At 74.0% G+C, this 25,297-nt stretch carries 19 protein-coding genes; 9 read left to right on the top strand and 10 right to left on the bottom strand.

Annotation, left to right across the window (positions count from 1 at the left end; all coding sequences use genetic code 11):
* The first annotated feature begins 103 nt into the window (after positions 1 to 103).
* Positions 104 to 1,315: a carboxylesterase family protein gene (locus tag MMF93_RS02585; protein WP_242749180.1), complete on the top strand. Its 1,212-nt coding sequence runs from the start codon at positions 104 to 106 to the stop codon at positions 1,313 to 1,315.
* Between the two features lie 46 nt (positions 1,316 to 1,361).
* Here MMF93_RS02585 and MMF93_RS02580 read toward each other — a convergent pair whose 3' ends face one another.
* Positions 1,362 to 2,381, bottom strand: a complete 1,020-nt coding sequence (locus MMF93_RS02580; protein WP_242749179.1) for an Lrp/AsnC family transcriptional regulator — start codon at positions 2,379 to 2,381, stop codon at positions 1,362 to 1,364.
* A 109-nt stretch (positions 2,382 to 2,490) separates the two neighbouring features.
* Here MMF93_RS02580 and MMF93_RS02575 point away from each other — a divergent pair, with 109 nt between their 5' ends.
* A complete protein-coding gene (locus tag MMF93_RS02575; protein ID WP_242749178.1) occupies positions 2,491 to 3,996 on the top strand; it encodes an MFS transporter in 1,506 nt (501 codons plus the stop codon).
* Positions 3,993 to 5,315 carry an amidohydrolase gene (locus tag MMF93_RS02570; RefSeq protein WP_274709422.1) on the top strand — a complete coding sequence of 441 codons (1,323 nt, stop codon included), beginning with the start codon at positions 3,993 to 3,995 and terminating at the stop codon, positions 5,313 to 5,315. The genes MMF93_RS02575 and MMF93_RS02570 overlap by 4 nt, the downstream gene beginning before the upstream one ends.
* 38 nt (positions 5,316 to 5,353) lie before the next feature.
* Here MMF93_RS02570 and MMF93_RS02565 read toward each other — a convergent pair whose 3' ends face one another.
* A complete protein-coding gene (locus MMF93_RS02565) occupies positions 5,354 to 6,412 on the bottom strand; it encodes a YncE family protein (protein ID WP_242749177.1) in 1,059 nt (352 codons plus the stop codon).
* Between the two features lie 137 nt (positions 6,413 to 6,549).
* Between MMF93_RS02565 and fes the strand changes: the two genes are divergently transcribed.
* The 3 genes from fes (at position 6,550) to MMF93_RS02550 (ending at position 11,093) form a co-directional block, all read left to right on the top strand.
* Positions 6,550 to 7,827 carry an enterochelin esterase gene (gene fes, locus MMF93_RS02560; RefSeq protein ID WP_242749176.1) on the top strand — a complete coding sequence of 426 codons (1,278 nt, stop codon included), beginning with the start codon at positions 6,550 to 6,552 and terminating at the stop codon, positions 7,825 to 7,827.
* A gap of 139 nt (positions 7,828 to 7,966) precedes the next feature.
* The gene (locus tag MMF93_RS02555; protein WP_242749175.1) at positions 7,967 to 8,443 is read left to right on the top strand and encodes an effector-associated constant component EACC1; all 477 of its coding nucleotides are present in this window, start codon (positions 7,967 to 7,969) and stop codon (positions 8,441 to 8,443) included.
* Between the two features lie 19 nt (positions 8,444 to 8,462).
* Positions 8,463 to 11,093, top strand: coding sequence for a caspase, EACC1-associated type (locus tag MMF93_RS02550; protein WP_242749174.1), 2,631 nt, complete (start codon positions 8,463 to 8,465; stop codon positions 11,091 to 11,093).
* Positions 11,094 to 11,333: 240 nt separating this feature from the next.
* On the opposite strand, the gene MMF93_RS02545 is transcribed toward MMF93_RS02550, so the two are convergent.
* The 7 genes from MMF93_RS02545 to MMF93_RS02515 are packed head-to-tail and all read right to left on the bottom strand — an operon-like array spanning position 11,334 to position 21,058.
* The gene (locus MMF93_RS02545) at positions 11,334 to 15,302 is read right to left on the bottom strand and encodes an amino acid adenylation domain-containing protein (protein WP_242749172.1); all 3,969 of its coding nucleotides are present in this window, start codon (positions 15,300 to 15,302) and stop codon (positions 11,334 to 11,336) included.
* Positions 15,299 to 15,526, bottom strand: a complete 228-nt coding sequence (locus MMF93_RS02540) for a phosphopantetheine-binding protein (RefSeq protein ID WP_242749170.1) — start codon at positions 15,524 to 15,526, stop codon at positions 15,299 to 15,301. The genes MMF93_RS02545 and MMF93_RS02540 overlap by 4 nt, the downstream gene beginning before the upstream one ends.
* Positions 15,527 to 15,530: 4 nt before the next feature.
* Positions 15,531 to 16,214, bottom strand: a complete 684-nt coding sequence (locus MMF93_RS02535; protein ID WP_242749168.1) for an isochorismatase family protein — start codon at positions 16,212 to 16,214, stop codon at positions 15,531 to 15,533.
* Positions 16,215 to 16,229: 15 nt separating this feature from the next.
* Positions 16,230 to 17,915, bottom strand: coding sequence for a (2,3-dihydroxybenzoyl)adenylate synthase (locus tag MMF93_RS02530; RefSeq protein ID WP_423835337.1), 1,686 nt, complete (start codon positions 17,913 to 17,915; stop codon positions 16,230 to 16,232).
* Positions 17,916 to 17,953: 38 nt separating this feature from the next.
* A complete protein-coding gene (locus MMF93_RS02525; protein ID WP_242749166.1) occupies positions 17,954 to 19,180 on the bottom strand; it encodes an isochorismate synthase in 1,227 nt (408 codons plus the stop codon).
* A 49-nt stretch (positions 19,181 to 19,229) separates the two neighbouring features.
* Entirely contained in the window at positions 19,230 to 20,072 is an 843-nt protein-coding gene (locus MMF93_RS02520; RefSeq protein ID WP_274709421.1) for a 2,3-dihydro-2,3-dihydroxybenzoate dehydrogenase, read from the bottom strand.
* Positions 20,069 to 21,058 carry an ABC transporter substrate-binding protein gene (locus MMF93_RS02515; protein WP_242749164.1) on the bottom strand — a complete coding sequence of 330 codons (990 nt, stop codon included), beginning with the start codon at positions 21,056 to 21,058 and terminating at the stop codon, positions 20,069 to 20,071. Before MMF93_RS02515 ends, MMF93_RS02520 begins: the two co-directional genes overlap by 4 nt.
* Before the next feature lie 101 nt (positions 21,059 to 21,159).
* On the opposite strand from MMF93_RS02515, the gene MMF93_RS02510 reads away from it, so the two are divergent.
* The 3 genes from MMF93_RS02510 to MMF93_RS02500 are packed head-to-tail and all read left to right on the top strand — an operon-like array spanning position 21,160 to position 24,139.
* Positions 21,160 to 22,245 carry a FecCD family ABC transporter permease gene (locus MMF93_RS02510; RefSeq protein ID WP_242749162.1) on the top strand — a complete coding sequence of 362 codons (1,086 nt, stop codon included), beginning with the start codon at positions 21,160 to 21,162 and terminating at the stop codon, positions 22,243 to 22,245.
* A complete protein-coding gene (locus tag MMF93_RS02505; RefSeq protein WP_242749160.1) occupies positions 22,242 to 23,342 on the top strand; it encodes a FecCD family ABC transporter permease in 1,101 nt (366 codons plus the stop codon). The genes MMF93_RS02510 and MMF93_RS02505 overlap by 4 nt, the downstream gene beginning before the upstream one ends.
* Positions 23,339 to 24,139, top strand: coding sequence for an ABC transporter ATP-binding protein (locus MMF93_RS02500; protein ID WP_242749158.1), 801 nt, complete (start codon positions 23,339 to 23,341; stop codon positions 24,137 to 24,139). Before MMF93_RS02505 ends, MMF93_RS02500 begins: the two co-directional genes overlap by 4 nt.
* Before the next feature lie 31 nt (positions 24,140 to 24,170).
* Here the strand turns inward: MMF93_RS02500 and MMF93_RS02495 are convergent, their stop codons facing one another.
* On the bottom strand, positions 24,171 to 25,067 hold the full coding sequence (locus MMF93_RS02495; RefSeq protein ID WP_242749156.1) for a GntR family transcriptional regulator: 897 nt from the start codon (positions 25,065 to 25,067) through the stop codon (positions 24,171 to 24,173).
* Positions 25,068 to 25,297 lie beyond the last annotated feature (230 nt).

Below are 25,297 nucleotides of genomic sequence, written 5' to 3'. Positions count from 1 at the left end.
TGGTGCCCCGGCGCGCGGCGGCCTCGTCGGTACGGTGGCGCTCTTCGCAGTGGTCCCCGAGGAGCGGCGAAGGCCGCCGCGCACTCGAACCCGGAGGTGAGGTATGGACGACAGGCCGATGCTCAGGTCAGGGCCGATCCGGTACGCCGAGGCGGAACGCTTCGCGCCGCCCCGCCCGCCGTCCGCCGCCGGGGCGCGCCCGCCGGGCGGCCGGATCTGCCCCCAGCCGCCCTCCCGGCTCGACGCGGTGATGGGCCCGCCCCACGACCGCCGCCCGCAGAGCGAGGACTGTCTGCACCTGACCGTCACCACGCCTGCCAGGGACGACGGCGCCCGGCCCGTGCTCGTGTGGCTGCACGGCGGCGGCTTCAGCAGCGGTGGGGGAGTCCTGGACTGGTACGACGGAGGCGCGCTCGCAGCCGAGGGAGACGCCGTGGTGGTCGGCGTCAACTACCGCCTCGGCGCCCTGGGCTACCTCGTCCTCGACGGGGTCAGCGACGGCAACCTCGGCCTCCTCGACCAGCTGGAGGCCCTCCGCTGGGTCCGCGACCACATCGCGGACTGGGGCGGCGACCCCGGCAACGTCACCGTGTTCGGACAGTCAGCGGGCGCCCTCTCGATCCGGCTGCTGATGGCCGTCCCCGAAGCCGACGGCCTCTTCCGCCGCGCCCTGCTGCAAAGCGCGCCCCTGCCCATCGCGGCCCGCTCCCGCCAGGAGGCCCGCGATATCGGACACATGTTCGCCGACCACCTCGGCTGCGACCCGCGCACCGCCGACCCCGAGGCGTTGCTGGCGGCGCAGGGCCGCACCGCAGCGGACCACCAGCGCCGCTCGGGCAGCGCTCTGGAGCCCCCGTTCACCCCGGTGACCGGAACCGCGCCCCTGGCGGCACCGGGGCTCGGCCTCACCGCGCGCGCAGGCGAACTGGACGTCATGTACGGGTGGAACGCCGAGGACATGTCCGCCTTCCCGCCACTGCCCGGCGAGACCGGTACGGTCGCCGAGCGGACCCGCCAGGTCTACGAGATGCCGCTCGCCCACTTCGGCGGGCAGCTGCGGCGGGCCGGGGCCCGCCTCCACGCCTACCGCCTCGACTGGCGTCCCGCCGGGTCACCCCTGGGGGCCACCCACTGCGTCGAACTGCCCCTGCTCCTCGGCTCCCGGGACGCGTGGCGCGGCGCACCGATGCTCGGCGAGACGGCCTGGGGGGATATCGACTCCCTCGGCCGTGCCGTCCGCGCCTGCTGGCTGGCCTTCGCCCGCACCGGAGACCCGGGGGCCCTGCCCGCGCCGCTCGTGTCCGTCAGCCCGTGAGGCGTCAGCCCGTGAGGCGCGGCCGGTGACCTGCCGCGGGCCCCGGCTACCAGGGGTGGATGGGCCGGGTCCCGGTGCGGCGGCCCCGCTCGTCGAGTAGATGGCCCATCCGCTTGACCGTGTGCAGGCCCACGATGCGGTCGGTCACGGTGAGGGACGGCAGCCGGGCACACAGGGCCGTCTCGCGGCGCTGGATGTCGCCCACACCGGGCAGCCAGAGCGTGACGAGGATGTTGTCCCGCCCCGTGACGGCGGCGACCAGACGGCACTCGGGCAGGGCGGCGAGCGTACGGTGAACGGCGTTGACGTCGCGGGCCGGTGCCCGGCCCAGAAAGGTGACGGGCACGGGCAGGCCCGTCAGCTCGTCCGCCATGTCGCAGCGGAAGACGATCACCCCCGACTCGGTGAGGCGGCGCAGCCTGCGCCGCACCGTGGCCGGGCTCGCGCCGGTGTGCTCCGCGAGCGCGGCGAACCCCGCTCGCCCGTCGCGGACGAGGACGTCGAGGAGAGCGTGGTCGACGTCGTCCAGGCCGACGGAGGAGACCGGGTCGCGCGGCCGCGCCCCGGCCCTTCCCAGCGCCGCCAGCTGGCCCGCGTCCAGGGAACGCAGCCGCCAGCGGCTGGCCTCGAGAGGCAGGGACGTGGTCAGGAGCGTGTCCACGCCGGTGACGCCGGGGAGTCGCTCCAGGCGTTCGAGGACCAAAGCGGTCAGTGACGGCAGGTCGGGCGCCAGCACGTCGAGCAGCAGCGCGGCCGAGCCGGAAGCCGTCAGCTCGACCGTGACGACCTCCCGCAGGCCGGCCAGCCGCTCGGCGAGCCGGCCGCGGGCACCGGGGCGGCAGCGCACCAGCACGAAGGCGGAGCAGCGGGTGCGGGAGAACTCCCGCCCCGGCGCCGCGTACACCCAGGCCAGCCCCGCACCGGTCAGCCGCTCCCAGCGCCGCGCGAGAGTTCCGGGCGTGACGCCCAGGGGCGGCGCCAACTCCGCCCAGGACGCCCTGGGGCGTAGTTGCAGTGCGTGGACGAGAGCGAGATCCAGCTCGCTGGCGACGACCGTTTCCCGCATGCGTACCGGCTCTCGTGCACGATTCCGACGAACTGACCGGACCTTGCGGCCGGTGCCCGCACAGTAGCCGCCACATCGGTTTCCAGCCACCAGAAGGGGTGAGGCAATCGTGGCCGCAGGCATCGGTTCGGGGCGGGGACTGCTGGCGACCATGGCGGTCGTCGTGGTGTGCAGCGGAGTCGTCCAGGGCTATCTCACTCCGCTGCTGCCGGGCATCGGAGCGCACCTCGGCATCGGCAGCGTCGGCCAGAACAACCTCTACCTCCTCTCCCAGCTCGCCTTCGCGGTCCTGACACCGCTGCTCTCCCGCCTCGGCGATCTGTACGGACACCGCAGGGTGCTGCGGGTGTCCGTCTCGATGGTGACGGGCGGCTCGCTGCTGATGGCGGCATGGCCCGCCACGGCCACCCTGGCCCTCGGAATGAGCCTGCAGGGGGCGGTGGTCGGGTTCTTCCCGCTGCTCGCCGGCATTCTGCGCTCCCGCGCACCCGAACTGGGCCGCACCGGGATGTCCGTACTGGTCGGGGCCCTGCTCGTATCGATCGGCGCCGGCGGTCTCGTCGCCGGGTCGCTCAGCGAGGGGCACGCCGTGGCCGGGCTGTGGACGGCCGTTCCGCTCAGCGCGGCGGCGCTGACCGCCGCGCTCGTGCTGCCCGAGGGCTCCGCGGCGCGGGGCGGTCACTTCCACTTCGGGGCGGCGACCCTGCTGACCCTGGGGCTGGTGGCGCTCGTCCTCGTACTGGCGCAGGGCTCCGCCTGGGGCTGGGCCTCGCCCGCCTCCTGGGGCACGGCCGCGCTGGCGCTCGTGCTGCTCGCCGCCTGGGTAGCGGTCGAACACCGGGCGGCGCACCCGCTGGTGAAGGTGCGGCTGCTGCGCGGCTCGCGGCTCGCCGTGGTCAACGTGCACACCTTCTGCCTGGCCTTCGGTGCGATCGGCTTCCTCGGCGCGAACGCGGTCTTCCTCGGCACCGAACCCGACGAGGCGGGCTACGGCATGGGCTGGGGCTCGCGCACGATCGCGCTCGTCTCACTCGCCATGGTCGCCCTCGGCTGCCTGGGCTCCACGGTGACGCCGCGATTGGCCGGGCGCGTCGGCGACCGGACCATGCTCGCCCTCGGCGGAGCCGTGTGCGCGGCCGGATTCCTCACCATGACCGCGACAGACGGCGCTCCCGCCCCCTACCTGGTCGGCGCGCTCCTGGTCGGCCTGGCCACCGGCATCTTCGAAGCGGTCACCAGGACCCTGGCAGCGGAGGTCGTCGCCGAGGACGAGACGGCGCTCTCCGTCGGACTCAACGAACTGGCGCTGTCCCTGGGCGCGGCCATCGGCGCCGCCGTGATCGGGGCCCTGTTCGCGGCGCACCGGGCGGCGCCGGACGGCAGGCTCACCCTGGCGGCGTTCCGCTGGAGCTGGACCGTGTGCGCCGGTGTCGCCCTGCTGGGGGCCGCCGCCGGACTGGCCTTCCGCCACGGCACGGCCGAGCGCGGACCCGCGCCCGCACACCCCACAGGCCCCGCACACCCCACGGGTCCCTCACATCCCGCGGGCTCCCCACACCCCGCAGGCCCCGCACGAGCCGAACAGCCCCTCGCACGGAACGGAGACGCGGCATGAAGAACCCGACGACACCGGCGGCCCGGCCGGAGCCGGCGGACGGGCGCAGTGGGCCCAACCGGTGCGACGGGCACGACGGGCGCAAGGGAGGGGAGGGGGGCGACGGATGTGAGGGGCGCAACGCGCGCGACCGGCACCTACGCGATCTGGCCGGCACGGTGTCAGGCGCCGTCGAGAAGTGGCGCCCCCGGCTGCTCGCCCTGAGCCACAGCCTGCACGCCGAACCCGAGACCGCGCTCGAAGAGCACAGGTCGGCCGCGAAGATCGGTGACCTCCTCGACGAGGCGGGCTTCGCGGTGACCCGCGGCGTGGCCGGACTGCCGACCGCGCTCGTGGCCGACCACGGCACCGGAGAACTGACGGTGGCCCTGTGCGCGGAGTACGACGCGCTGCCCGGCATCGGACACGCCTGCGGCCACAACGTGAACGGCGCGGCGGCGATCGGCGCGGCGCTGGGCCTGGCGGCCGTCGCCGACCGGATCGGCGTGCGCGTCCGACTCGTCGGCACGCCCGCGGAGGAGGACGTCGGCGGCAAGGCTCTGCTGCTGAAAGCCGGCGTCTTCGACGGCGTGGCGGCGGCCATGATGGTGCACGCGGCGCCCGCCGACACGGTCGGCGCCTCGTCGTTGGCGATCGGAGCCTGGGACGTCACCTTCCACGGCAGGCCGGCCCATGCGGCGCTGGCCCCCTGGGAAGGCGTCAACGCGCTGGACGCGATGACCGTCGCGCAGACCGCGATCGGCCTGCTGCGCCAGCAGTTGGCGCCCGGCACCCTCGTGCACGGGATCGTCACCGACGGCGGTCAGGCGGTGAACGTCGTGCCCGCCCGCACCCGGGCGCGCTACGAGCTGCGGGCGCCCACAGCCGAGCAGCTCGCCCACCTCAGGGCGCGCGTCCGTGCCTGCTTCGAGGCGGGCGCACTGGCCACGGGCGCGGAGCTCGAACTGGCGCAGCACGGCGAGGACTTCGCCGAGCTGCGCCAGGACCGCTTCATGACCGAGGCCTACGTGCGGGCGGCGCGCACCCTGGGGCGTACGCCCGAGCCCCGGCACGGGGAGCTGATGGCCTCCACGGACATGGGCAACGTCTCCCACGCCGTCCCCACGATCCACCCGACCATCGGCTACGAGACGCACGGCGCCCTCCAGCACACGGCGGAGTTCGCCGCACATGGCACGAGCGAGGGAGCCGACCGTGCCGTGCTCGACGGGGCGCTGGCGCTGGCGGGCGTCGGCGTGGAGCTGGCCACGCACGAGGCGCAGCGTTGCCGCCTGCTCGACGGCGTGGCGCGCCGGACGCGGGAGGGCGCACGGCCCTGACCGGCGCGCCGCCGGGTCGGGAGCGGTGTGCCGCCGGGTCAGCGGCCGAGCCGCACCCGGTGCACCTGGTCCTCGCCCGCCGGGCCGGAGCCCGACTTGTCCACGACATAGGCGGCGGACCTGGAGACGGTGACGTGGTTCGGGTTCGCCCCCGTGGCCAGCGTCTCGACGACGGTGCCGCGGCGCGGGTCGACGACGCTGACGTCGCCCGCCGTGCGGTTGGCGGCCAGCACCCGGCCCGAGCGCGGGTCGGTGGCCACGGACAGCGTGCCCTCCCCGGCCGGTACGGACCTGGTGACCTCGCCCTTGCGCAGGTCCACCACCGAGACGGTGCCCGCTTCCTGGTCCGCGGTGTAGGCGGTGCGCCCGTCGCGGGAGAGGGCCACGGAGATCGGCCCGTCACCCGCGGGGAAGGTCGTGGGCTCCTTGGCGTGCGGGGAGACGGCGAGGATGCGGTCGCCTTCGAGGTCGGTGGCGTAGACGGTGCCGGTCCGCTCGTTGACGGCGAGCCCCGCGGGGGAGGAGCCCTCCACCGTTATCCGCTTGGTTTCCTTGTGGGTACGGGTGTCGAAGGCGACGAGGGTGCCGTCCCCGAAGCCGCTGGCCCACGCCGTGTTGTGCCGCTCGTCGACGACGACCTCGCGGGCGTGCTCGACGCCTTCGAGCGTCGCCAGGTGCTTGCCGTCACGCTGGCTGTAGACGGCCACCGAGTTGTCGCGGGTGTTGGTCGTCCAGACCGTGTTGTGCTCGTCGTCGACGGCCACGCCGTAGACCGCCTCGACGGCGCCGGTCGCCGGGTCGGTGACCGGAGGCTGGATGGAGTCCTTCACCTTCAAGGTGCGGGCATCGACCTTGAGCAGCGCGGACTCGGTCACCGGCGGGCGGCCCACGGCCGAGGTGGTCCACAGCACGTGGTTCCGCTCGGAGTACGCGGACTGGTAGAGGCCGGCCGTCAGAGGCGCGGAGGTGACGTGCGAGCCGCGGTGGTGGGCGGGCTGGGCGGGCGCGGCGGTGGCCGTCTGCGTCAGCGTGCTGCCGGCGGCGAGGGCCACGGCGACGGCGGCGGTACGGCGGATACGGCAGGTCAGGGTGGTCATGCTGCGTCGGTCTCCTCGGTGTGCGCGCCTCCTGGGTGGAGGCGGACAAGGGCTAACTTAGCTTAGCCTTACCTAAGTTTCACCCTCCAGGGGTAAGCTGATCCCCTTCCCACGCCGCGCACCCGGAGCCCAGCACCATGACCACCACCGCGCCCCCCGAGGGCGCACCGCACCACCCGCCCCGGCTGCCCCGCCCCCAGCCGGTGCCCCGGTCCCCGCGGCCAGGTCTCCCGTTGCCGGGCCCCACCGCCACCGCCGCGGCCCTGGAGGAGTTCTGGGCCGACGTCCGCCGGCGCGGCACCCCACTCGTCGGCCCCGACCCGCACGGCAGCGCCATCCACCGCGCCGTCACCTTCCTGTGGCGCGGCACCCCCACGACCCGCGCCGTGCAGGTGCTGCCCAACAAGCTCGCTGACCCGCGCGCCCCGGAGAACAACCTCATGGAGCGGGCGCCCGGCACCGACATCTGGCACTGGACCCTCCGACTGCGCCACGACTGGCGCGGCACCTACGACCTCTTCGTCGACGAAGGTGACGGGCCCGCGCCCACCGGCCAGGACTACTGGCCCTGGCTGCGCACCCGGCGCCGGACCGACCCCCACAACCCCCGCACGCTTCCCCGCCGCTGGGGAGGCGCTCCGGTGCCCTACGCCGAGCTGCCCGCCGCTCCCACGGCCGCCGACTGGACCCCGCGCGCCGAGGTGGCCCACGGCACGGTGACCGAGGGAAAGGTGGCGAGCGCGCACCTTTCCACCACCCGGCGCGTGTGGCTCTACACCCCGGCAGCCGCCCTGTCCGCCGAGCCGCCGGCCGAACTCCCCGTGCTGGTGCTGCTGGACGGCGAGCACTGGCAGCCGCGGCTCGGCCTCGCGCACCTGCTGGACAACCTCATCGCCGACGGGTGCCTCCCACCCCTCGCCGCGGTGCTGCCCGACTCGGTCGACGCCGCCACCCGGTGGCAGGAGCTGACCTGCAACGCCGAGTTCGTCTCCTTCCTCGCCGACGAGCTCCTGCCCTGGGCCGCCGGGCGCCTGCCGCTCACCGCCGACCCGGCGCGCACCGTGCTGGCGGGCCAGAGCCTCGGCGGCCTCACCGCCGCGTTCGCCGCGCTCCGGGCGCCCGGCAGATTCGGCAACGTGCTGGCCCAGTCAGGCTCGTTCTGGTGGCCTGACGGACCCGCGGCGGAGTGGCTGACCGGGCGCATCGCGGAAGGACCTCGGCTGCCCGTCCGCTTCCGGCTCTCCTTCGGCCGCCAGGAGTGGGTCGCCCTGCCCGCCGCCCGCCGACTGCGCGAGGCCCTCGCCACCGCGGGCTACTCGGACGCGACCTGCACCGAGTTCAACGGCGGCCACGACTACCTGTGCTGGCGCACCGAACTGGCCGACGGGCTGGTGGCGCTGCTCGGCGACGGCTGATGGCCGGAGCGGTCCGCCGGGCGCGGCGCCAGTTGAGCGCAGGGATGCCAACTGGCGATGTCGTCGGGTAACAATGAAACCCACCGCGGACCACGGTCTGGGGGAGCCGCTCCATGAGCACTGAGGTCGAGGGGGACATGTGCGCCTACGCATCGGAGACGAGTCGGCCAACGCGTGCACGGCCGACGGCGGTGGCGACCTCACCGGCCTTTTTGCGGACTGGATTGCCAAGGACCGGGCAGTGGGCCGGTATGTCACCATCACTCGCGAACGTTCAGGACTGACTGACGGCGGGATGTCCGGAGGCCTGCTGGAGTGGATCGGCCTGAGCTTGAGCGCCGGCTTCTCCACTGCCGGCTTGATCTACTCCCATCTGAACTTCCGCGCTTCTCTTCCGCCGCGGCGGCGGCCGGGCGCGCGGCTGGTGGTCGAGCACAACGGTCTGCGCATGGTGATCGAGGACGGCAGCCCGGAGGACGCAGCCCGCCTCGCTCGTCTCCTGAGCGCAACGCGGGACTGCGAAAGCGACACACCAACTGGCCACTCGGGCCTGGTCGACGAGGACAGCTCCCGGCAATCGACCAGGGACGACAGGGGGGCGAGTGGTGCTACCTGATCCGCACAAGAGCCGTGCGGTGGTGGTCGGGATCAGTGACTACGCGCACGCCGGGCTGGCCGCCATGTCGGCGGCGGCGACGGGCGCGGCCCACACGGCCCGACTGCTCCGCGAGCCCGCGATCTGGGGACTCCCGCACGAACATGTCACCGTTCTTGGCTCCGAAAGCACGCGGGAGCAGATCCTGACGGCTGCCAGGGACGCCGCCTTGGCCACGGAGGACACGTTGGTGGTGTACTTCGCCGGGCACGGGCTTCGAGACCAGGCCGAACGCCTTCACCTGGCGCTCGTCGACGCCGACCCCGACTACCCGCAGATCGGCACCCTGCCCTACCGCCTGCTCCGCGACCTGATCAGGCAGGCCGGTCATCGGGCCAGGCACAGAGTCACCATCCTGGACTGCTGCTACAGCGGTATCGCCGGTGGAATGTCGCCTGGAGCCCCGACCCGTGACGATCTGGCCGCCGCGCTCGACGAAGACCCCGAGGCGCAGGCAACCGGTGCACGCAGCGGGGAGGGGGAGTCTCGTGGGTGGGACGAGAGCGGCTACGGTGACTGCGTTTTGACGTCGGCGCCACCGCACAGCCGCTCGTTCGTGCGGCCTGGCGCCGCGTTCCCCGAGTTCACGGGTGAACTGATCGCCACACTGGAAGCGGGCATCTCCGGAGTCGGTCCCGAGATCAGTCTGGAGCACATCTGGCTCAGGGTCCGCGACCGCATGCGCGGTCGCGACAGCCCCGAACCGCAGTTGTTCGCGCAGAACAACGTCACACGCCACATTCACCTCCTCAACCGCTCACCACACGAACGCCGGGAGCAGGAAGCCGCGCCCGATCCGGATCCGGGTCCCTCGGCTGCCCACGTCGCGGCACGGGATGCCGCCGAGAACGTTGCCCGTGCTGTCCCGGACCGCTTCACCAGGATGGGCCTGTTGGCCAGGATTGCCTCCGCGACGATCGCGGTCGACCCCGGCAAGGCGAGACTGCTGGCCGACGAGGTCGTGGAGGCCGGCCACGACATCACCGACCTCTCCCAGAGGGCTCGCCTTCTCACGAGTGCAGCCATCTGCCTGGTCGCTCTCGATCCGCCGCGGGCGCGAAGCCTTGCGGAGGAGGGCGAAGAGGCCGTTTCGGGGATGGCGGACCCCGATGCGAGGGCTTCCGGACTGATCGACCTGGCGAGGGCGGTGGTCGACGCGGACCGCGACCGGGCGACCTGGTTTCTGGAGAGGGCAGAGGAGGCTTTGCACGGTCTCCCGGATACGCGGCACAAGGCCGCGAGGTTCCGGACCCTGTCGTTCCTCGTCGACGAGGACGACACAGCGTGGCGTCAGCGTCTGAAGGACCACTCCGCACACCTCTACAGGGTCGTTGACGAAAGGGAGCGGTTCGAGGAGGACTCGCGCTGTTCGCCGGAAGGCATGCGCCGGGCCCGCGAGGTCAGAGCCAATACCGGCCCGGAGTGGGGGTGGCGGGTGGTGGAACTGGCCACCATCGCGAAGGACGTGGCCCTTGCGCGCCACTACCACCAGGCGGTGGAGCTCCTGGAAGAGGCCGAGAAGGCAGTCCCGGGGATCGTCCTGGATGAAAAGGCGGAGGCTCTCAGCGCACTCACCAAAGCTCTGCCCTTCCTCACACCGGCGGCTGCGACCATCCCCGACCGTGTTGTCGATCTCGCGGGGAGGTTGCGAAGCGTTGTATGGGGTTGCGCCGACGCGGCGCTGGGCGACCGGCTGATCGGCGTCGCGCGGACGCAGGCCGACAGCGCGTATGAGTTGGCAGAGAAGGACCCCCGTCGAGCCGTCGGGCTCCTCCGCGTGGCCCAGGCCGTCAAGCCGGAGCTCACCGTCCAACAGCAGCGCCGCTTGGACCGCTACCTCGCGCGTGACCTTGCCCGCGTGGGGGAAGGCCTTGCTCCACTCGACGCCGAGCAGGCGGCAGCGCTCGCCCACGAGTCGATAGCCATCGTCCGGGCGCTGGAGGACGACCTGACCCAAGAGCTGGGGCTGGCCCTGAGCGTGCTGGCTCTGGCCGGCCAGCACCTGGCCGCCGCCGACCCGGACCGGGCGGACGAACTCTTCGCCGAGGCCGAAGCTCAGGCGCGCCAACTTCCGGAAAAGCGGAGGATATTCGTACTCAAGGACGTCACGCGCGCGCTGACCACTGCGGGAAGGGACGCTGCGGGAACGGACCCCGCTCGTCTGGACAGGTACGTCCGCATGTTCGATCGCCTTCTTCTGAGCCTTCCGGAGGAGGACAGGAACTTCCCCCGGACAGCCATGGCCTGGACCCTGGTCGTCGCCGGGAAATCGGTGGTCGACAGGGACACCGGCCGAGCGCTCGGCTACGCTCGCGAAGCCGAACGCCTCGCGCGCCAGGTCCCCGCCGAAGACGAGATGCGTGACCATGGGCTGTTTTACGTCGCGGGCCTGCAGGCCGAGCTCGTCAAACACAGACCGGCCTACGCCGACCGCGCCATACGGACAGCCGAAAGCATCACGGACGACGGGTTGAAGTCGGTCACGGTACGCAATGTGGCCATAGCGCTGGCCCCCGCAGACACCGAGCACGCCGAGCGCATCGCCCAGAACGTCACTGACGCCGGTGACAGAGTCGGCGCCCTGGCCGCGATAGCGGAGGCGCGCCGGTAACTCCGCCAGCCCCCTCCAGGCTGCGGGGACGCTGTGAAGGACCAGGAGGTCGGAGCGGCGCGGTCCTCGGTCCGACGGTGCTGACCGCAACGCTGGGAAGATGTGGTGTCCCGGCGCGCGACGCGCGGAAGACCGCTGCTTTCCGACGCGCCGGCACGACACTCTCGGAGTACCCGTTCGGATTTCCGCGGGTGCTGCCTAGCACTCCCCCGGACGCCTCGAAAGCGGCGCCGGGCCCGCTCAGCCGTCCAGCTGAGCGAGCCTCCGCAGCAGCGTCGAGGCGATCGTGTCGAGGTGTTCGTCCCGTAGCAGTCGAGGGTGTGTGCAGGCGAGGTCGTGGTTGGCGATCGTGCCGGTGACGTGTGGCTGCCATGCCGTGTGGGTCAGCCAGTCCTCGGCGCGTGGTGCCGCGGCCGTGAAGAAGACGACATCGCCGTCGAAGACCCGGTGCCGGTGCTCGCGCATCAGCCGGGCGTGGTTGGGCACCACGTCCACGATCCGTGCCAGCGTGCGGTCGGCGAGCCCGGCCAGCGGGCTGCCCGCCCGGCGCAGGGTGGTCAGGACGTCGTCGCGGTCGCGTTCGGTCGTGCGCTCGAAGCCGGCCATCCGCAGCACGGCGGTGAGCGCGTCGCCCTCCTCGGGTGCGGGCCTGGCACGCCACTGTTCGGCGGGGAACGCATCGAGCAGCGCCAGCAGGTCGACGCGTTCCCCGGCCTCCTGGAGCAGTACGGCCACGGTGTGGGCGAGGACCCCGCCGACCGACCAGCCCAGCAGCCGGTAGGGGCCGTGCGGCTGGAGGGCGCGGATTCCGGCCGCGTAGTCGGCGGCCTCCTCCAGCAGTGAGCCGGGCAGCGGCTCCTCGTCGGCGAGTCCGCGTGCCTGCACGCCCCAGACGGGCTGTTCGGGGCCGAGCCGGGCCGTCAGCCCTGCGTAGCACCAGGCCAGGCCGCCCGCCGGGTGGAGGGCGAACAGCGGTGTCCTCCCGCCGGTGGGGCGCAGTGCCAAGAGCACGTCCAGGGCGTCGCCGGAGACGGGGGCCGCGGTCTCCAGGCGGGCGGCGAGCGCGGCGGGGGTCGGTGCCTCGAACAGTGAGCCGATGGTCAGTTCGGCCCCGTGCGTCTCGCGTACGCGGGCCACCAGCCGGACGGCGAGCAGCGAGGTGCCGCCCAGGTCGAAGAACGCGTCCTCGGGTCCCACGTCCGGCACGCCGAGCACCTCGGAGAACAGGCGGGTCAGCAGCTCCTCGCGCGGCCCTGCGGGGCGCCGCCCGCCGGCCGCGCCGCCGGAGGCGGTGAAGACGGGCGCGGGCAGTCTCCCGCGGTCGAGCTTGCCGCTGGGGCCGAGCGGGAACCCGGCCACGGCGACGACCGCCGACGGCACCATGTGTGCGGGGAGTTCCGCGGCGAGGGCTTCGCGCACCGCCGACGGGTCCGCGTCCCCGGTCACGTACCCGACCAGGCGCTGCTCGCCCGGACGGTCCTCGCGCACCACGGCGCAGGCGCCGGTCACTTCGGCCCCGGCCGCCAGCGCGGCCTCGACCTCCCCGAGTTCGATGCGCTGGCCGCTCAGTTTCACCTGGTCGTCGGTGCGACCCAGGTAGACGACCTCTCCCTCCTCCGTCCAGCGTGCCAGGTCCCCGGTGCGGTACATCCGCTGTTCCGGCGGCCGGTGGGCTACCTCCTGGCCGCCCGGCGTCGTCGTCACGAAGCGCTCGGCGGTCAGTTCGGGGCGGTTCAGGTAACCGTCGGCCAGTTGGGCTCCGGCCAGGTACAGCTCTCCCGGCACGCCTGGCGGGCACGGCCGTCCGGCCGCGTCGAGCACGTGCAGGCGGGTGTTCCACACCGGGCGGCCGATCGGTACCGGGCCTGGCGCGTCCGGGTCGCAGGCGTGGTGGGAGACGTCTACGGCGGCCTCGGTGGGGCCGTACAGGTTGTGCAGCTCGACGCCGGGCAGTGCGGCGAAGAAGGCCTGCGCCGTCTCGCGGTGCAGCGCCTCGCCGCTGCAGAACACCCGGCTCAGCCCCGTGCACCCGGCCGCTTCGGGCCCGGAGAGGAACGCCTGGAGCATCGACGGCACGAAGTGGCAGACGGTGACGCCCTGCTGCCGTATCACCTCGGCGAGGCGCGCCGGGTCGCGATGGCCGCCGGGTTCCACGACCACCAGCGTCGCGCCCTCGCGCAGGGGCCAGAAGAACTCCCAGACGGAGACGTCGAACGACGAGGGTGTCTTCTGGAGCACCCGGTCGGTGTGGGTGAGCGGGTAGGTGTGCTGCATCCAGCGCAGCCGGTTGTCGATGGCGCGGTGCGGGACGACGACGCCCTTGGGGCGTCCCGTGGAGCCCGAGGTGTAGAGGACGTACGCCGGGTGGGCGGGTGTCAGCGGCCGCGCGGGAGGCACGGGCGGGTAGCAGGCAAGTGCGGTCTCGTCCAGGTCCTCGAGGGCGACCAGCGGGGTGCCGCGGGATGCTTGGAGCCGCTCCGCGTGGTCGGTGACGGCGCACACCGGCGCGGCGTCCTCAAGCATGAGGGCGAGCCGCGCGGCCGGGTAGTCGGGGTCGAGCGGCAGGTAGGCGGCCCCCGTCTTGAGCACCGCGAGAAGGGCGACCACCAGCTCCGCCGAGCGGGGCACGGAGACCGCCACCACGGTGCCGACGCCTGCGCCCAGCGTCCGCAGGTGCCGGGCCAGCCGGTTGGCACGGGCGTCGAGTTGGGCGTAGCTGAGCGTCGTCGAGCCGTACACCAGCGCGGTGGCCCGCGGGGTGCGGGCGGCCTGCGCCTCGATGGGGCCGATCAGGGTGGTGGGCGGCAGCGCGCGCGCCGTGCGGTTGAACTCCTCGACGACCAGGGCCTCCTCGGCCGGTGTGGCGATGCCGTGGATGGCCGTGGGGGTGTGCGGGTCGGTCCGGGCGAGCCGGTCCAGCAGGTGGAGGAAGCGCTCCTGGTGTGCGGCGAGGTCGGCTTGGCCGTACAGGGCCGGGTTGCCGTCGTGGTCGATGCGCAGTCCGCGCCCGTCGGCACGGTCGTAGATGTTGACGGTCAGGTCGTCCACAGGACCTGCGGACAGGTTCCGAGCCCGCAGCGGCGTGCCGGCGAAGTCGGCCGCGTAGTCGAACGGCATGACGTTGACGAGCGGGCCCACCAGTCCCCGGGAGGTGCCCAGCAGGCCCAGGTCGCGGCGGATGTCCTCGTACCGGTACCGCTGGTGGCGGCGCACCTGGCGCACGCCGAGCACCACCTGGCGCACCAGGTCGGCGAAGGAGTCCTCGGGCCGCACCGTCAGCCGCAGCGGCAGCACGTTCATCACCATGCCGGGCACCCGCAGCGCGACCGACCCCATCCGGCCCATCATCGGCAGTCCGAGTACCACGTCGTCGCGGCCGCAGGCCCGGGAGACGTAGAGGGCCTGGGCGGCGATCAGCAGGTCGGGCCAGGTGGCGCGGAGCCTGCCGGCCAGGGCCCGCAGCTCCTCGGTCGCCTCGGGCGCCAGGTGGGCGGTGCGGCGGTGGAACGTCCGGGCCGGCAGTGCGCTGCGCCCGGCGAGCCGCGGCGCCTCCGGCCGGTCGGCCAGGGCGGCGCACCAGTGCGCGCGGTCTCGTGCGCACTCCTCGGAGGCGCGGTAGGCCGCGTCCTCGGCCACCAGGTCGGCCAGCGGCCCGAAGGCCCGCGGGCCCGGCTCCCGGCCGCCGACGAGCGCGCTGTAGACCTGCGCGGTGCGGCGCACCAGGAGCGCGTGCCCGAACCCGTCCATGACCAGGTGGTGGACGCGCTGGTACCACAGCCACCGCCGGTCGCCGACGCGGAAGAGGGCGTGCCGGAAGGCCGGGTCCCTCGCCAGGTCGCACGGGGTGGCGAGGTCCGCGTCCATCCACTCCTGGGCTTGCCGCTCGGCCTCTTCCCCGGCGGGTCGCAGGTCCCGTACGGTCAGCGGCGGTTCCACGGACGCCCGCACCTGCTGGCGCGGGCCCTGCTCCGTGTCCTGGACGCGGACCCGCAGCGCGTCGGCCTCGCCGGCCACCCGGCGCAGCGCGGCCGCGAACGCCTCCGGGTCGAGCGGGCCGTCGAGCACCAGGCACTCGGCGGTGTTCTGTGCGGGGCTGAGCGGGTCGAGGGCCTGCGCGTAGAACATGCCCTCCTGCGCGGTGGTGAGCGGCAGCCAGGCACCGTCGCCGGCTTCCGCGGGCCCTGGCCTGTGTGTGGTCAGTACGGTCATGCCGCCCCCAGCAGCGGTGCCCACGCCTCGATGGCGGGGGTCTCGGCGAGGTCGGCGAAGTCGGCGCGCACCTCGTGGTCGCGGCGCCAGCGTTCCAGCAGGGTCATCAGGCGCACCGAGTCGAGCCCGTGGTCGATCAGGTTGCCGTCGAGCGGTATGTCGGCGGGGTCCTCGCCGAGGGCGTCGGCGACGTCGGCGCGGATCTGCTCGGGTGTGAGGGACATCGGTTCAGGCCTCCGTGCGGGCGGTGGGGTGGTCGGCAGGGCGCGGCGTGGCGGTGAAGTCGTCGAGGAGCGCGTCAGTCGTGGTGACGACACCGCAGCGGCCCGCGACCCAGCGCAGGGCCGCCGCGTGGTCGCCCGCGGAGAAGTCGGCGACGGCGTCCGCGACGACGAACGCCTCGATGTCGCGCATCCACGCGTCGCAGACGGTCACCTGCACCCCGATGTGCGCGTACACGCCGACGACGATCAGCTGGTCGCGGCCGGCCCGGCGCAGGATGCCCTCCAGGTCGGTGCGGACGAACGCGCTGTACTTCCACTTGGTGACCGTGTGGTCGCCCGGCACGGGCGCGACGGCCTCCGGAACGGCGAGGGCGTCCCTGTCATCGGCCACCCCCGGCCCCCAGAAGTCGAGTTGGAGGCCGCGTTGGCGCGGGGTCTGGCCCCCGCGCTGTACGGAGTAGACGACCGGTACGTCCAGGCCGCGGCAGGTCTCCAGCAGCCGCGCGGTGTGGGCCAGCATGCCGGTCAGCGGCTGCTGCCCGGCCGGGAAGGCGCCGAGGAAGTGCTGTTGCAGATCGTGGACGAGCAGCACGGCGCGTGCCGGGTCCGCGCGCCAGCCGGCCGCGCGGTTGGCGGGCAACTCGTCGGCTCTCGGCAGGGGATAGGGGGCGATGGCGGGAAGTGCCACGGTCTTTGGCGCCTTTCACTGCTGCTCGGCGGCGGTCGCTGCGGACCGCAGCCCCTTCTTGCTGACCTTGCCGATGCCCGTCTGCGGGAACGCGGTGACGAACTCGACGAGGTCGGGGACCTTGTAGGCGGCGATGCCGCGCTCCCGCACGAACCGTCTGATCTGGGCGGGGCGCAACGGCTCGGCGCCCTCGCGCGGGATGACGTAGGCCAGGGAGCGTTCCCCCAGGTACGTGTCGGGCACGGCGACGACGGAGACGTCGTGCACGCCGGGGTGGGCGAGGATGAGGTTCTCCACCTCCTCCGGTGCGATCTTCTCGCCGCCGCGGTTGATCTGGTCCTTGGCCCGGCCCCCGACCACCAGGTGGCCGCTCGGGGTGCGGCGCACCAGGTCGCCGGTGCGGTAGAAGCCGTCCGGGGTGAAGGAGCGGGCGTTGTGCCTCTCGGCGCGCCAGTAGCCGCGGATCGTGTACGGGCCGCGCGTCAGCAGGTGCCCGAACGCGCCGTCGGGCACGTCGCGGTCGCCGTCGTCGACGACGCGGACCTCGTCGGCGGGGGAGAGGGGACGGCCCTGGGTGGTCACGACGGTCTCCTCGTCGTCGTCCAGCCGGGTGTAGTTGACCAGCCCCTCGGCCATGCCGAAGACCTGCATCAGCCGGCAGCCCAGCGCGGGCTCCAGGCGCCGCGCCGCCTCCTCGCTGTATTTCGCACCTCCGACGAGGACGAGTTCCAGGCTGGAGAGGTCGTCCTCGGCGGCGGCTGCGGCCTGGGTCCACACCAGCGCCAGCGGCGGCACGAGACCGGTCATGGTGATGGACTCGCGCGCCACGAGGGGGAACGCGGTGCCCGGTTCGGGGCGCGGACACAGCACGACCCGGCCGCCGGCCAGCAGGGTCCCCAGCCATCCGGGGGAGCTCATCGGGAAGTTGTGCGCCGCGGGCAGGACGACCAGGAAGCGGGTGCCGGCGTCGACGCCGCAGATCTCGTTCGAACCGCGGAGCGAGTACAGGTAGTCGTCGTGGGTCCTGGGGATCAGCTTGGGCACACCCGTGGTCCCGCCGGAGAGCTGGAGGAACGCCAACTCGTGCGGTTCCGGCCCGTCGAGGGGTCCCTCCGGGACGCGGGCGACGTCGGCCAGCGCGGTGTGCTCGCCAGGATCGCCGACGACGAACACGTACCGCAGCGACGGTGTCCTCCGGGCCACCGTGGAGGCCAGCTCCCGGTGGTCGAAGCCCGCGTGCCGGTCGGGGATGACGTAGGCCACGGCCTCGGTGAAGGCACAGAAGTAGGCAATCTCCGTCTCGCGGTGCGCGGGCAGCGCGTACACGGGCAGTGCGCCGATCCGGAAGAGCGCGAAGACGACCTCCACGAACTCGCCCACGTTGGGCAGTTGCAGCACGACCCGGTCGCCCCTGCCGATGCCGCGTGCCGCGAAGCCCGCCGCCAGCCGGTCGGCGCGCTCGTCCAACTGCCGGTAGGTCCAGGTGCGGCGCTCGGGCGCGGGGTCCACCAGGGCGACGCGGCCGGGGTGCGCGGCGGCCCGCTCGCGCAGCATTCCCCCGAAGGTCTCGCCGCGCCAGTAGCCCGCGGCCCGGTAGCGTTCGGCGAACCCGGCAGGCCAGGTGGGCGCGTCCACGCCCGGGGTGAGTGCCGTGGCGGCGGAGTCCTGTGCGGGCGGGGTCCGCAGGTCAGGTGCGGGCACGGTCCCCCGGGTCTGTGCGGGCGGAGTCTGCCGGGGGCTCACAGCGCGGCCCCCACGGCGTCCAGGAACGTGCGGAACTTCGCGGCGGTCTCGGCGGTCTCCGCCTCGGGGGAGGAGCCGGCCACCACGCCCGCCCCGGCGAACAGCCGCAGCCGTGAGCCCTCGGCCTCGGCGCAGCGGATCGTCACCACCCACTCGCCGTCCCCGTCGGCGTCCTGCCAGCCGACCATGCCGGTGTAGGGCCCGCGCGCGAAGGGCGCCAGTGCGGCGATGACCTCGCGTGCCGTGCGGGTCGGCGTGCCGCAGACCGCCGGAGTGGGGTGCAGCGCCGAGGCCAGTTCCAGCGCGGTGACCGAGGGGTCGGACAGCTGCCCTGTGACGGTGGTGGACAGGTGCCACATGGCGGCGGTGCGCACCAGCGTCGGCCTCTGCGGTATCTCCAGGTGCGAGCAGAACGGCGCCAACGCCTCGCGCACCGCGTCGACCACGACGGCGTGTTCGTGCAGGTCCTTGGGCGACTCCAGCAGGGCGGCGGCCCGCCGCACGTCCTCGGCCAGGTCGCCGCTGCGGGGCGCCGACCCGGCCAGCGGGTTGGCCGTCAGGCGGCCGTTCCGGCGTGCGACGAGGAGTTCGGGGCTGGCGCCGACGAGGGTGCGGCCCGGGCCGCTGGGCACGGCGAAGGTGTAGCCGGCCGGGTCGCGGCGGGCCAGCCGGCGCAGCATGGCGGGCAGGCCGGGCTCGCCGGGCGCGGTCAGCTCCAGGGTGCGGGCGAGCACGACCTTGTCGAACTCCCCGGCCCGCATCCGTGCCACGGCCGAGGCCACCGCCTGGCCGTACCGCTCCGCGCTGGGCACCTCGCGCATCTCCCAGCGGCCTTCGGCCTCCGGCTCGGGGACCGGCAGTACGACCAGCGGGTCCTCGCGCAGCGGTGGTGCCCAGCGCACCCGTTCGGGGACGGCCAGCGCGGGCGGCGCGTCCGGGTCGAACGGCAGCGCGCCCACCACGAGCGGTGCCGGGTCTCCGGCCTGCCGCCGGGCGTCCAGCAGGTGGCGTACCCGCTCGGGCAGCGGCCGTGCGTCGTGCGGCGTCTCGGCCGCCGTACCGTGCGCCAGCAGCGTGCGGTGGGGCGTGGCCAGCAGCCGGTCGGTGCCGCTTCGGTAGGCGTCCAGAAGGGCGGTCGCCGCGCCGGGCGACAGGCTCGGGTTCGGCTGAGCGGCCCCCCTCTCGTCGGTGGGGGCGGGGAGTTCACGCAAGGGGACAGACATGGTTTCTCCAGGGGAGAGCACGAACCGTGGCGAACGGCGGGGCGGTTGTTCAGGCCCGCAGCGTGGCGCCGCCGTCCACGTACAGGTCGTGCAGGGTGATGTGGCGGGCACGGTCGGAGGCGAGGAAGACGACGGCCTCGGCGACGTCGGCCGGGTCGGCGATCCGGCCGAGCGGAATGCCGGTGCGGTACGTCGCGAGGTCGCCCTCGACGACCCGCCGCGCCGCGGCCGCCTCGTCGTCGGCTCCGGGCCCCCAGCAGGCCCGCTGCATGTCGGTGAGCGTGGAGCCGGGGGAGACGGTGTTGCAGCGCACTCCGCGCCCGGCCACCTCCAGGCCGAGGCACTTGGTGAACATCACCGTCGCGGCCTTGGAGGCGGCGTAGGCGGCCATGCCGGTGCGTGGGATGCCCGCCGCGTTCGAGGCGACGGTGACGATGCTGCCGCTGCCGCGCGCGGACATCGGGCGGGCAGCCGCCCGGGACACGTGGAAGACGCCGCCGGTGTTGACGGCGAAGGTGGCCTCCCAGTCCGCGTCGCTCAGCGCGGTCACCTCGGCGGTGCGCAGAATTCCCGCGACGTTGGCGGCGATGTCCAGCGGGCCCAGGAGGCGGTCGCTCTCGGCCAGCAGCGCCTCGACGGCCGCCGCGTCGGTCACATCCAGCGGGCGGGCGGTGACCTGGCCGGGATGCTCGGCGGCGAGCTTCTCCACGCCCGCCGGGTCCAGATCGGTGGCCAGGACGTGCGCGCCCTGTGCGACGAGCGCCCGTACGACGGCCGCGCCGATGCCCCGGGCCGCGCCCGTCACCAGGGCGAGCCTTCCGTCGAGTTCGGGGGCGGGTTCGGGTGTGCGGGGCCGCGACGCGCCGGGTGCCGTCCGGTGTGCGGTGCTCACTCGACCATGGCCTTCCTGATGTCGGCCAGTACCGAGACGGCGGCGTTGGCGCCGCCCAGGCTGGTCCACTTGGACCCGTCGATCTCGGTGACGTGCTGGTCGCGTACGGCGTCCAGCTGCTCGTAGGCGGGCTTGCGGGTCAGTTCGTCGAACAGGTCGGCGTCGGGGCCGTTCGGGGACAGGGTGCCGATGAACAGCCAGTCCCCGTCGATCTTCTTGAGGTTCTCGTCGCTGATCGGCGTGGAGTGGCCCTCGCCCGTGCGGTTTTGGATGCCCGGCCGCTTGAAGCCGAGGTCACCCAGGACGTCGCTGATGAAGACGCCCTGCTGCATCACGGCGGTGCCCTTGGCCGAGTACCGGGCGACGGACACGGTGGCGCCCGCGTCGGGACCGAGGTCCTTCTTCAGTGCGTCCGCCTTCGCGCGGTAGTCGTCGAGGAAGCCGTCGGCCTCGTCGTCCTTGCCCAGCACCTTGCCGGTGAGCCGCAGGGACCTGCGCCAGTCCTTGGACTTGTCGAGGGTCACCACGGTGGGCGCGATCTTGCGCAGCTGCGCGAGGACCTGCTTGTCGGCGAGCTGCCCGGCGAGGATGACGTCCGGCTTCGCGCGGACGACCTTCTCGATGTCCGGGCCGGTCACCGCGCCGACCACGGGTATGCCCTTGGCCTGTTCCGCCAGGTAGGCGGGCGCCCCCTGCTGGCCCCGGCCCGCGGTCAGACCGACCGGCTCGACGCCGAGCGCGAGGGAGGAGTCCAGGTCCATCTCGCTGAGCGCGACCACGCGCTCGGGGTCCTCGGGGACCGCGACCTTCGCGCCGGTGGCGTCGGTGACCCGGACCGTGCCGCCCTTGTCCGCGTTGCCGTCCCCTCCGGCCTTGGCGTCGGGGGAGCCGCAGCCGGCGAGCGCTGCCGCGCACGCGGTCAGGCACAGCGCCGCGACGGCGGGAGTGACGCGTTGGCGAACGGGGGCTGAGGGCTTGAGCTGCATGGTCGGGTTCTCTCCTTCGGGCACGCGCGGTCGGCTCCGGGCATGCGCGGTTCTGCCGTCCGGACGACTCCGGACGGACGAGCTTAGGTTAGGCTAACCTTATGAGCAGTGCGCAAGAGAGACGGGCCGCCGTATCCGGCGCCCACCCCGGGCAACACCCCGCGCGCAAGCGGCGATCGGTCCTCCGGGCCGCCACCGTGTTGACCGTTCTCCTCCTGGGGCTCGTCCTCACCTCGCTGCTCGTCGGCAGCGGCTCCAGCTCCCCGGGCCGCGCCTGGGACTACCTCCTCGGCGACCCGCAGGCCCGCGCCAACGCCCAACTCCGCCTCGCCGTCGTGGACGTCCGGCTGCCCAGAACGCTGGCCGCCGTCCTCGTCGGCGTCTGCCTCGGGCTCGCCGGATGCCTGCTCCAGGCCGCCACCCGCAACCCGCTCGCGGAGACCGGCCTGCTGGGCGTCAACGCGGGGGCCGCCTTCGCCGTCGTGTGCGGACTCACCTTCTTCGAAGCCGAGTCCTCCACCGCGCTGCTGGGCTGGGCGCTGGCGGGCGGCATCACCGCGAGCGCCGTCGTCCTGCTGCTCGCCGCCTCAGGACGGACCGCCGGGTCCCCGCTGCGGATCGTCCTGGTCGGCTCGGCGCTCGGTGCCACCTTCCACGGGCTCACCTCGTACGTACTGCTGGGCACCAGGGCGACGTTCGACACCTACCGCTACTGGACCATCGGTTCGCTCGCCGGAGTCGAGACCGGCGACCTGCTCGACCTGCTGCCCCTGGTGCTCCTCGGGCTGGGCACGGCACTGGCCTGCTCCCGCCCGCTGTCGGCGCTCGGACTCGGCGACGACAGCGCCCGCTCGCTGGGCCACCACCCCGAACGCGTCCGCCTCGTGGTGGCGGGCGCCGTCTCCCTGCTGGCCGGCTGCGCGGTCGCCGTGGCAGGCCCCATCGCGTTCCTGGGGCTGCTCGCGCCCTACGCGGCACGGACCGTGGCCGGTGCGCGGATGACCGCCCAACTCCTGCTGTCCGCACTCGTGGCGGCCGACGTGCTCCTCCTCGCCGACCTGCTGGCCCGCATCGTCATCAGGCCGTGGGAGACGCCGGTCAGCGTCCTGCTCGCCTTCGTCGGCGGACCGCTGCTCATCTGGATCGCCCGCTCGCACCGCATGTCCACCGCGGGAGCCTCCGCATGAGCGCACCCGACGGCCACCCCCGCGCCTCCTCGCAGCGTCCCCCCGCGCTCCCGCCCGACAGCACCGTGCTGCGCGCCGGAGCACTCTCCTGGCTCTTCCCGCGCCGCAGCGCGCTGGCCGCCGCCCTCCTCCTGCCGCTGCTGGCGCTGGCCACCACGCTCGCGGTCGTGGCCTCTTCCAGCGGCATGGGGCCGGCGGAGGCGGTCGGCGGCCTGCTGGGCACCGGCGACCCGGGCACGGTGATGATCGTCCGCGACTTCCGGCTGCCCCGGCTGTGCGTGGGGTTGATGGTCGGCGCCGCGCTCGGCGTCGCCGGCTGTCTCACCCAGACCCTGGCGGGCAATCGGCTCGCCACGCCCGACCTGGTCGGCGTCAACGAAGGGGCCACCGCCGCCGTGGTCGCCTCCGCCGCGGGATCCGCGACCGGCATGGTCGGCCAGTGGTGGCTCGGCCCGGTCGGTGCCGTCCTCGCCGCCGCCCTCGTGGTGCTGTGCGCGGGCGGCGCGGGCACGGCCGGCTACCGCCTCCTCGTCGTGGGCATCGGCGTCTCCACCCTCGTCGGCGCCGTCAGCGACCTGATCATGTCGCGGGAGAACGACAACACCGCCGGCGGGGTGTTCCTGTGGGCCGTCGGCAGCCTCAACGGGCGCGACTGGAGCGCGGGCACGCCCTTCCCGATCGCGCTGCTCTTCCTGGTGCCGCTCAGCCTGGCGGCGGGACACCGGCTGCAACTGCTGCGCTTCGACGACGAGGTGGCGGCCTCGCTCGGCGTCGAGCTGCGCCGTCTGAGAACCGCCGCCCTCTGCCTCGCCGTCGCCCTGGCCGGGCTGGCGGTCGGCGTCGGCGGACCCGTCGCCTTCGTCGCGCTGGCCGCACCGATCCTCGCCCAGGGGCTGTCGGGGCCCACCCGGGTGCCCGTCGTCGGCTCCGCCCTCGCCGGCGCGGTCCTCGTGGTCGCGGCCGACGCCCTCGGCCGCGTCGCCGCCCCCGTCGAACTCCCCGTCGGCGTCGTCACCAGCGTGCTCGGCGGGCCCTTCCTCCTGTGGGTACTGCTCCGCTCCGACCGCACCACCCGAAAGGCGCGCACCCGACCATGACCGAGACGACCCCGGGCCTGGAGGTCCGCGCCCTGCACGCCGGCTACCCCGGCAGACCCGTCGTCCACGACGTGGACCTCACCGTCACCGGCGGCCAGGTGGCCGCCGTCGTCGGCCCCAACGGCTGCGGCAAGTCCACCCTGTTGCGCGCCCTCGCCCGGCTGCACCGCCCGGACTCCGGGACGGTGCGGGCGGCGGGCGCCGACGTGTGGCGGCTGAGCCGCCGCCAGGCCGCGCACCGCGTCGCCCTGCTGCCCCAGTCGCCGCGCGCGCCGGAGGCCGTCACCGTGGCCGGGCTCGTCCGCTACGGCCGCCACCCCCACCAGGGGCTGCTGCGCCAGTGGTCGCGCGAGGACGAACGCGCCGTCCGCGAGGCGCTGGAGGCCACCGGCACCGCCGAGATGGCCGCCGAACGCCTCGACGAGCTCTCCGGCGGCCAGCGTCAGCGGTGCTGGCTCGCCATGGTGCTCGCGCAGCACACCCCCGTGGTGCTGCTCGACGAGCCGACCAGCGCGCTCGACCTCGGACACGCCCTCGACGTCCTCGCCCTCGTCCGCGAGGTGGCCGCCACCGGGCGCACCGTCGTCATGGTGCAGCACGATCTGACGGCGGCGGCCCGCCACGCCGACCTCCTCGTCGCCATGAAGGACGGCCGTGTGCTGGCCCAGGGAGACCCCCGCGAGACGGTCGACGAGACGCTGGTCAAGGAGCTCTACCAGGCGGAGGCCGACATCCTGCCCGCCCCCCTCGACGGCGCCCCTGTCGTCGTCCCGCGGGCCCGGCGCGCGGTCCCGTGAGAGGCCCGGCGCCACCGAGGCGCCCGGGGACTCAGCGCCGCGGGGTCAGGGACAGCAGCGGTGCGCCCGCGGGGAAGAGGTACTTGGCGGCCATGACGGGGCGGCCGGCGGCCGTAACGGTCTGGGTGAGCAGCAGCGCCGGGGTCTCCGGCGGCCGGGAGACGGCCCGGCCGCGCTCCGTACCGAGCACGGTGGCCCCCAGCGTGCTGCGCGCGGTGAGCAGGGAGGCGGCACCGCTGTGCAGGAACGCGGCCAGCATGGTGCAGCCCGGCTCACGCCCGTCGGGGGACCCGCTTCCTCGGGGCGCCCCCCGCCCGCCGGGCTTCGCGCCCCCCTCTGGCTTCTCGCTCGCGTCGGCCGCCCCGTCCCTATCCCCGGCGCCGGCCGCGGTGGCGCCGGCCGCGGTGGGGCCGGGTCCTGCTGGGGCGGTGCCGAGGGCGGCGACGAGGGCCGGTCCTGCCGCCGCGCGCAGCGCCGACTCGTCCGCGGCCCATTCGTGCGCGAAACAGGCGGGCGCGCCGTCCACGTCGACGACCGTCTCCCAGAAGCAGGCGCGTTCCGCCGGTGCCATGCGCAGGTGGTAGCCGGAGAAGTCGGTGGGTTCCTCCCACTCGACGGCGAGGCGGCGGCACCGGCGCGCGCCGGGTCCCAGAAGCGTTTCCACGGGCAGCAGCCGCTCCAGCCCCGGGGCGGGCGGCGGCTGATTGACGACGCTTCCCGAGCCTTGGCGGCGGGTTATCACGCCGTCCTCCTGCAGCAGGATCAGCACCTCGCGCAGCCCCGAGCGGCTCACGCCCAGCTGGGCGGCCAACTCGGGCTCGGGCGGCAGCTTGGCCCCCGGAGGGAAGGTGCCGTCGTCGATGGCCGCCACGATCCGCTGGTAGAGCTTCACGCGGGGTGAGTGCCGACGGTCTCCCTGTCGAGGCATCGGAGCTCCCGAGTTCATTTGTCGGACATTGCGCGACGGTCGTCCTGCTGCGATGGCGATCCGCCCACGCGTGCGCCCCAAGACTAGCGCCCCTCGCCGCATCCTCTTCCACCGGCCTTCCCTCGGCCCTGCGCCAGCCGTGTGCCAGCCCTGCGCCGGTCTTCCAGCGGCCTCGCAACGGTCTTTCGGCGGCTCTCCGTCAAGTCCCCGTCCGCTTTGCGGCACTGCTC

It is taken from the genome of Streptomyces tubbatahanensis (assembly GCF_022699385.1).
GTDB lineage: Bacteria > Actinomycetota > Actinomycetes > Streptomycetales > Streptomycetaceae > Streptomyces > Streptomyces diacarni.
This window is presented reverse-complemented; position numbering and strand designations above follow the sequence as displayed.